This is a genomic window from Ramlibacter aquaticus (assembly GCF_015159745.1).
GTDB lineage: Bacteria > Pseudomonadota > Gammaproteobacteria > Burkholderiales > Burkholderiaceae_C > Ramlibacter > Ramlibacter aquaticus.
On sequence record NZ_JADDOJ010000126.1, the window covers coordinates 1 to 7039 of the forward strand.

At 73.3% G+C, this 7039-nt stretch carries 10 protein-coding genes; 9 read left to right on the forward strand and 1 reads right to left on the reverse strand.

Annotated elements, in window-relative coordinates; genetic code table 11:
• Positions 1-487 (reverse strand): type II secretion system protein N (locus tag IM725_RS19230; protein WP_193782255.1); only part of this gene is annotated, 487 nt, incomplete at its 3' end.
• 39 nt (positions 488-526) lie between these two features.
• On the opposite strand from IM725_RS19230, the gene gspG reads away from it, so the two are divergent.
• The 9 genes from gspG to IM725_RS19275 all read left to right on the forward strand — a co-directional run.
• The gene (gspG, locus tag IM725_RS19235) at positions 527-967 is read left to right on the forward strand and encodes a type II secretion system major pseudopilin GspG (protein ID WP_193782256.1); all 441 of its coding nucleotides are present in this window, start codon (positions 527-529) and stop codon (positions 965-967) included.
• On the forward strand, positions 942-1415 hold the full coding sequence (locus tag IM725_RS19240; RefSeq protein ID WP_193782257.1) for a pilus assembly FimT family protein: 474 nt from the start codon (positions 942-944) through the stop codon (positions 1413-1415). Before gspG ends, IM725_RS19240 begins: the two co-directional genes overlap by 26 nt.
• On the forward strand, positions 1412-1786 hold the full coding sequence (gene gspI / locus IM725_RS19245) for a type II secretion system minor pseudopilin GspI (RefSeq protein ID WP_193782258.1): 375 nt from the start codon (positions 1412-1414) through the stop codon (positions 1784-1786). Before IM725_RS19240 ends, gspI begins: the two co-directional genes overlap by 4 nt.
• Position 1787: 1 nt before the next feature.
• Positions 1788-2471: a PulJ/GspJ family protein gene (locus IM725_RS19250; protein ID WP_193782259.1), complete on the forward strand. Its 684-nt coding sequence runs from the start codon at positions 1788-1790 to the stop codon at positions 2469-2471.
• A complete protein-coding gene (gene gspK, locus IM725_RS19255; RefSeq protein ID WP_193782260.1) occupies positions 2471-3445 on the forward strand; it encodes a type II secretion system minor pseudopilin GspK in 975 nt (324 codons plus the stop codon). Before IM725_RS19250 ends, gspK begins: the two co-directional genes overlap by 1 nt.
• Before the next feature lie 27 nt (positions 3446-3472).
• Positions 3473-4675 (forward strand): type II secretion system protein GspL, encoded by a 1203-nt coding sequence (gspL, locus tag IM725_RS19260; RefSeq protein WP_193782261.1) that lies wholly within the window; start codon positions 3473-3475, stop codon positions 4673-4675.
• Positions 4672-5160, forward strand: a complete 489-nt coding sequence (gene gspM / locus IM725_RS19265) for a type II secretion system protein GspM (protein WP_193782262.1) — start codon at positions 4672-4674, stop codon at positions 5158-5160. The genes gspL and gspM overlap by 4 nt, the downstream gene beginning before the upstream one ends.
• A 12-nt stretch (positions 5161-5172) precedes the next feature.
• The gene (gene gspN, locus IM725_RS19270; protein WP_193782263.1) at positions 5173-5970 is read left to right on the forward strand and encodes a type II secretion system protein N; all 798 of its coding nucleotides are present in this window, start codon (positions 5173-5175) and stop codon (positions 5968-5970) included.
• Positions 5971-5972: 2 nt separating this feature from the next.
• Positions 5973-7039: secretin N-terminal domain-containing protein (locus tag IM725_RS19275; RefSeq protein WP_321576222.1), on the forward strand; the 1067-nt coding region annotated here is incomplete at its 3' end.

Sequence of the window (7039 nt, forward strand, 5' to 3'; positions counted from 1 at the left end):
GGATGCCCACAGGGCCGGGCAGTGTGGGCGGGTGCGCCGCGGTGGACGCGCCCGGCACCGGCCGCGGCAGGTCCAGCGTGAGCGTCGGCGCGCCCTGCGCCGGGCCCAGGCTGGCACGGCGGGCTTCCACGGATTGCAGCACCAGGTCCCCGTCCACGGTCGCCCCGACGCGGTAGGGCTTGGGCGGCTTGCCGTCGATCGCGATGAGCGCCGCGCCGCCATGGTCGCCGTCGGCCACCACGCCCTGCAGGGCAAAGCGGCTGGACGCCGAAGGCGCTGCCGCCGTGGGGCCTGGCCCGGAACCGAGCAGGCGCGCCACACTCAAAGGGTCAACGGGCGCCGGCGCAGAGACGGCGGCCGGCGGCGGCAGCACCGCCCGCCCGGCCGTGAAGCGCAGGCCCCAGGCCACGGCGCTCCCCGCCACCAGCGCCCACAGCAGGAACGTGGAACCCGCCACTGCTGACCTGTTGCGCCAATTGCTCACCATCAGGCCATTATGATTCAAGCGATACACCGCCCACCCGACATGACGCACCTGCTTTCACTGCCTCGCCGCACGGCCCAGCGCGCCTTCACCCTCATCGAGCTGATGGTCGTGCTGGTCATCATCGGCGTGCTGGCGGCGCTGATCGTGCCCAACGTGCTGGACCGCGCCGACGAGGCCCGCATCACCGCGGCGCGCACCGACGTGAACAACCTCATGCAGGCGCTCAAGCTCTACAAGCTGGACAACCAGCGCTACCCCACGGCCGAGCAGGGCCTGCAGGCGCTGATCGTGCGGCCGACCACGCAGCCGGTGCCGCCCAACTGGCACCCCTACCTGGACAAGCTGCCGAACGACCCCTGGGGCCGCCCCTACCAGTACCTCAACCCTGGCGTGAAGGGCGAGATCGACGTGATGTCGCTGGGCGCCGACGGCCAGCCCGGCGGCGAGGGCAACAATGCCGACATCGGCAGCTGGCAGTAAGCGCAGCGCCTTGCCGCGGCAGCGCCTGCGCGGCTTCACGTTGATCGAGCTGATGGTCGTGGTGACCATCATCGCCATCGCCACCGCCGCGGTCAGCCTGGCGCTGCGCGATTCGGCCGACACGCAGCTCGAGCGCGACGGCCAGCGTTTGGCCGCGCTGCTGGAGTCGGGACGGGCCCAGTCGCGCAGCACCGGCGTGCCCGTGCGCTGGTCGGCGATCCCGGGCGGCTTCCGCTTCGATGGCGTCACCGCCGGCAGCCTGCCCGACCAATGGCTGGCCGCGGGCACCGAGGTGATCGGCAGCGCGACCCTGGTGCTCGGCCCCGAGCCCATCATCGGGCCCCAGTCGGTGCGGCTGGCCAATCCCGAGGCGCCCGGCCGCAGCCTGCGCGTGGCCACCGACGGCCTGCATCCCTTCAAGGTCGAACCCGAGGGCAGCCCGCCATGAGCCGGCCGGCGCTGGGCCCGCGTGGCCGCGGCTTCACCCTGATCGAGGTCCTGGTGGCCCTGGCGATCACGGGCATCGCGCTCGCGGCCGGCCTGCAGGCGACCAACGCGCTGGTGGGCAATGCGCTGCGCCAGTCGCGCGTCCTGCTGGCCCATGTCTGCGCCGAAAACGAGCTCGTCAAGGCGCGGCTGGCCCGGCAGATGCCGGACATCGGCAGCACCAGCCTCACCTGCGAGCAGGGCGGACGCAACTTCGACGTGACCGTCACCGTCGCCGGGACGCCCAACCCCAGCTTCAGGCGCGTGGACGCCCAGGTGGCCGAAGAAGGCAACCCGGTGCTCAGGCTCTCGACCGTGGTGGGGCGCTACTGAGATGCGGCGCCTGCGCGGTTTCACCCTGGTCGAGCTGATGGTGGCGCTGTTCGCCATGGCGCTGCTCGCGGTGATGAGCTGGCGCGGCCTGGACGGCATGGTGCGCGCCCGCGAAACCACCGTGGCCCGCTCGGACCAGGTCCTCACCCTGCAGGTCGGTCTGGCGCAATGGGGTGCCGACCTCGACGCGCTGGCCGAGCTGCCGGCCACCAAGGCCATCGAATGGAACGGGCGCGTCCTGCGCCTGGTGCGCCGCGACAGCGGGGACGCCGGCGCCGGCGTGCGCGTGGTCGGCTGGACGCGCCGGCTCACGGGCACGGGCGCGATGTGGTCGCGCTGGGAATCGGCGCCCGTGAGCACGCGCGGCGACCTGCAGGCCGCCTGGGACCAGGCCGACCTCTGGGCCCAGAACCAGGGCCAGGGCAATGCGGCACGCCAGGTGGACGTCATGCCCCTGGACGACTGGCAGATCTTCTTCTTCCGAGAGAACGCCTGGACCAACCCGCAGTCCAGCGACATCGACAGCAGCGTGTCGGTGGTGACGCGGGTCGGCCAGCTGCCCTCCTCCCTCACCCGCACGCCCGACGGGGTGCGCCTGGTGCTGGTGATCCCCGGCTCCCAGGCCATCGCGGGGACTCTCACGCGGGACTGGGCCCGGCCCACGCTGGGAGGCAACAAGTCGTGATGCGCGAACGCGGCGCCGCACTGCTGACGGCCATGCTGACGGTGGCGCTGGTGGCCACCTTCGCCGCCGCGGCGCTGTGGCAGCAGTGGCGCGGCATCGAGGTGGAACAGGCGGAGCGGGCCCGCATCCAGTCCGACTGGATCCTCACCGGCGCGCTCGACTGGGCCCGGCTGGTCCTGCGCGAGGACGCGCGCGCCGGCAGCGACTCCTCCGACTGGCTGGGCGAACCCTGGGCCGTGCCCCTGCAGGAGGCGCGCCTGTCGAGCTTCCTGGCGGCCGACCCCAACCAGACGGCCGACGCCACCGAGGACGTGCTCGACGCCTTCCTCTCCGGCCAGATCGTCGACATGCAGTCGCTGATGAACGTGAACAACCTGCTGGAAAGCGGCCGCGTCTCCGAGGACGACGTGGCCGCCTTCGGCCGCCTGTTCGACATGGTGGGCGCCCCGGCCGAGGAGCTGGGCCGGCTGGTGGAAAACCTGCGCCTCGCCCGTGACACCTCGGGCGACAACCTCACGTCCGCGAAGGCGCCGCTGCCGCCGCAGACGGTGGACCAGCTGGCCTGGCTGGGCCTCTCGGCCAGCACGCTGGCCCAGCTGAGGCCCTACATCACGGTGCTGCCCGGCCGCACCCAGGTCAACCTCAACACCGCGTCGGCCGAGGTGATCGCGGCCACGACCGACCTGTCGATGGCCGAGGCGCAGACCCTGGTGCAGGCCCGGGGCCAGGCCCACTTCCGCAGCGTGGCCGACGCACAGCGCCTGCTGGGCGGTGGGGCGGCCGCGATGCCGGAGGGCCAGGCCAACGTGACCGTGAGCTCGCGATTCTTCGAGGTGCGCTCACGCCTGCGACTGGACAAGACCGTGGTCGAGGAGCGGGCCCTCCTCCAGCGCGACGGCCTGCAGGTCCAGGTGCTGCGCCGTGAACGCGGGACCGTCGCCGACCCCGCCAACGCACAGATCGCCAACCGATGAGCATCTGCTCCCTACAATGACCCGTCCATGAGCGCACTCATCGTCCACCTGCCCGAAACTCCCGTCACGGCCTCGACCGAGCTCGAGTACGCGCTGACGGCGGATGGCAGCAGCGTGGCCCGCCATGGCGCGGCCCGCGCCGCGATGCTGCCGCCGCCCGGGGGCGCGGGCGGCGAGGTGGTGGCCGTGGTCCCGGCCGCCCTGGTGTCCTGGCAGCGCGTCGACCTGCCGCGTGGCGTCGCCCTTCGCTCGCCGCGACTGCGCCAGGTGCTGGAGGGGCTGCTGGAGGACCGCCTGCTGGACGAGCCCGAGCAGCTTCATTTCGCCCTCGAACCCGACGCACGCGCCGAGGCGCCGGCCTGGGTCGCGGCCTGCGACCGGGCCTGGCTGCGCGGCGCGCTGCAGTTGCTGGAGGCGCACGGGCGCGCGGCAACGCGCATCGTGCCGGAATTCGCGCCTCAGTCCACGCCGCAGCTGCAGGCCGTGGGCGAGCCCGACCATGCGCTGCTGGTGCTGACCGGTCCGCAGGGCGTGACGGCGCTGCCGATGGCGGCGGCCACCCTGCCCCTTTTGCCCGCCATGGAGGCCGGCACCCCGTGGCTGGCCGAGCCGGCGCTGGCGGCCCAGGGCGAGCAACTCCTGCAGCGCCCCCCCGGCCTGCAGACGGCCGCCGAGCGCTGGGTCCTGGCGGCCCGCTCGGGCTGGGACCTGGCGCAGTTCGAGTTCGCCAACACGGGCGGCGCGAGGGCGCTCAAGCGCCTGGGCTCGGCCTGGTCCGACCTGCTCTCAGCGCCCGAGTGGCGTCCCGCGCGCTGGGGCGTGGCCCTGCTGCTGGTGCTGAACCTCGCGGCCCTCAATGCCGCGGCGTGGCGCGAGCGCTCCCTGCTGGAGGCCAAGCGCGTGGCGATGCGGGACATGCTCACGCGCAGCTTTCCGCAGGTCAAGGTGGTGGTGGATGCACCGCTGCAGATGGAGAAGGAAGTGGCGCTGCTGCGCCAGGCCACCGGCGGGGCCTCGGACCGCGACCTGGAGAACCTTCTGGGCGCCGTCGCGGGCGCGGGCGCGCCGCCCGGCAGCGTCAGCGCCGTCGACTACAGCAACGGCGAGCTGCGGCTCAAGGGCCTGCCCGCGCCCCAGCACGCCGCCATCGCCGATGCGCTGCGCGGACGCGGCTACACGGCCCGCTCGCAAGCCGACACCCTCACGGTGCAGGCCGGGGAGGCCCGATGATGCACGCTGCACTGGCCCCGCTGTCCGCCCGCTGGAGCGCGCTGGCGCCGCGCGAAAAACTGATGGTCGCCGCCGCGGCCGCCCTGGTGGCGATCGCGATCGCCTGGTGGGTGCTGCTGGCGCCGGCCCTGGCCACGCTGCGCGGCGCGGGGGCGCAGCGCCAGGCCCTGGACGCGCAGCTGCAACGCATGATGTCGCTGCAGGCCCAGGCGCAATCGCTGCAGTCGGTGCCGCGCATGAGCCCGGACGAGGCCAGCCGGCAGCTGGACCTGTCCGTGCGCCAGTCCTTCGGGCCGGGCGCGCGCCTGGCCATCACCGGCGACCGCGCCACGCTCACGCTCAGCGCTGTCGCGCCCGATGCGCTGGCGCGCGGGCTGGCCCAGGCCCGCGCGAACGCGCGGCTCACGCCCACCGACGCGCACCTCACGCGCAACGCGGCCGGCCAGTGGGACGGCACGCTGTCCTTCACCCTGCCCGCGCGCTGAGGGCGACGCGACTTGGCCACCGCCCGCCCATCGCTTGCGCCGCACGTGCCCTGGGGCTGGGCCGGGGCGGGCGCCGTGCTGGGCCTGCTTCTGGCCCTGCTGCTGGGCGCGCCCGCGCACTGGCTGGCCAGCGCGCTCGACCAGGCCAGCGGCGGCCGGGTGCAGCTCGCCGACCCGCGCGGCACGGTCTGGCAGGGCTCGGGGCAGCTCGTCTTCACCGGCGGCAGTGGCAGCAACGACGCGCTCGCCCTGCCCAGCCGGCTCGCATGGACGGCGCGGCCGGCCTGGGCGGGCCTGCACCTGGTGCTGCGGGCCGACTGCTGCACGCCGCAGCCGGTCCCGCTGGACGCGCGCTTCGGCTGGCAGCGCATGCACCTCGCATTCGGCGACGCGCGCAGCCAGTGGCCGCCGGCGCTTCTGGCTGGGCTGGGCACGCCCTGGAACACCATCCAGCTCGACGGTGACTTCACCCTTGCGACACAGGGCCTTTCAGTAGAATGGGCTGAAGGTCGGCTGTCCGTCGCCGGACGGGCCGAACTCCTGGCGCAACGGGTCTCGTCGCGCCTGTCCACGCTCAGGCCGATGGGAAGCTATCGCATCACCGTCTCGGGAGGCAACGTGCCCACCCTGCAACTGGAGACGCTGGAAGGCAGCCCGCTCGAACTCGCGGGCAGTGGCCAGTGGGTCGGCTCGCGGTTGCGCTTTTCCGGCACCGCCAGCGCGGCGCCGGGGCGCGAAGAAGCGCTCTCCAACCTCCTGAACATCATCGGACGGCGCAGCGGCGCGCGCTCCATCATCTCGATCGGATAGGAATGAAACATTCCCCCCGCACCTTCGCCCGGCGCAGCGCCGCACTCTGCGTGGCCCTGGCCATCGCCGCCGGCGCCCCCGCCGGCGCGCAACCTGCACGCAGCACGCACGGCTCGCGCGAGCCCGTCACGCTGAACTTCGTCAATGCCGACATCGAGGCGGTGGCGCGCACCATGGCGGCCATCACCGGCCGCAACATCGTGGTCGACCCACGGGTCAAGGGCACCATCAACCTGAGCACCGAGCGGCCCGTGGCGCCGCAGGTGGCCTACAACCAGTTCCTGGCGACGCTGCGGCTGTCGGGCTTCACCATCGTCGACGCGAACGGCCTGCTCAAGCTGGTGCCCGAGGCCGACGCCAAGCTGCAGGGGGGCGCCGTCAACGCCGGCCCGGCGCGCCCGGGCGGCGAGATCGTGACGCAGATCTTCCGCATGAACTACGAGCAGGCGGGCAACCTGGTGCCCATCCTGCGGCCGCTGATCAGCCCGAACAACACCATCAACGTGAACCCGGGCAACAACTCCCTGGTGATCACGGACTACGCCGACAACCTGCAGCGCATCGGCCGCATCATCGCCGCGCTGGACGTGTCCAACGCCACCGACGTGGACGTGCTGCCGCTGCAGCACGCACTGGCCTCGGACATCGCGCCCGTGGTGCAGCGCCTGGTCGAGGCCAGCACCGCCACGGCCACCGGCGCCCCGCCGCAGGCCGGCGTGCCCGTGGCCGTGGGCGGCGACGCGAGCTTCCGCACCACCGTGCTCGCCGAGCCGCGCAGCAACTCGCTCATCGTGCGCGCACCCAATGCGGCGCGCCTGAACCTGGTGCGTTCGCTGGTGCAGAAGCTGGACCAGACCTCCTCCGACAACGCGATGGGGAACATCTGGGTGGTGTACCTGAAGAACGCGGAGGCGACCCGGCTGGCGGTGACGCTGCGCGCGGCCATGGCGGCCATGGGCACCGGCAACAGCCCGGGCGCGGCCAGCGGCGGCAGCGCCCCGGCGGCCGCCCTGCAGCAGACCTCGACGAGCACGGCGGGTGCGGCGAACAGCAGCCCCGCCGCCGCCCC